Source organism: Mycolicibacterium sp. XJ870 (assembly GCF_053483975.1).
In genome coordinates this window covers 1-309 of record NZ_JBEFTI010000026.1, presented here as the reverse complement: position 1 = coordinate 309, position 309 = coordinate 1, and the positions used below count along the sequence as shown (strand labels likewise).

1 protein-coding gene is annotated in these 309 nt (G+C 65.4%); it reads left to right on the top strand.

What is annotated here, in order from left to right:
* Positions 1-309: MMPL family transporter (locus tag ABQF30_RS29570; RefSeq protein ID WP_448470634.1), on the top strand; the 309-nt coding region annotated here is incomplete at both ends.

Below are 309 nucleotides of genomic sequence, written 5' to 3'. Positions count from 1 at the left end.
GAGGCCGACGACAAGCACGTCGAGCACGTCCAGGATTTCTGGGGCGATCCGCTGACCGCCTCGGGTGCCCAGAGCTCCGACGGCCTGTCCTCCTATGTGCAGGTCTACACCGCCGGTAACCAGGGTGAGGCGCTGGCCAACGAGTCGGTCGAGGCTGTCCAGGACATTGTCGACAGCGTGCAGGCTCCGCCGGGGGTCAAGGCGTATGTGACCGGTCCGGCGGCGCTGGCGGCCGATCAGCAGATCGCCGGTGACCGCAGCATGCGGATGATCGAGATGCTGACGTTCACCGTCATCATCATCATGCTG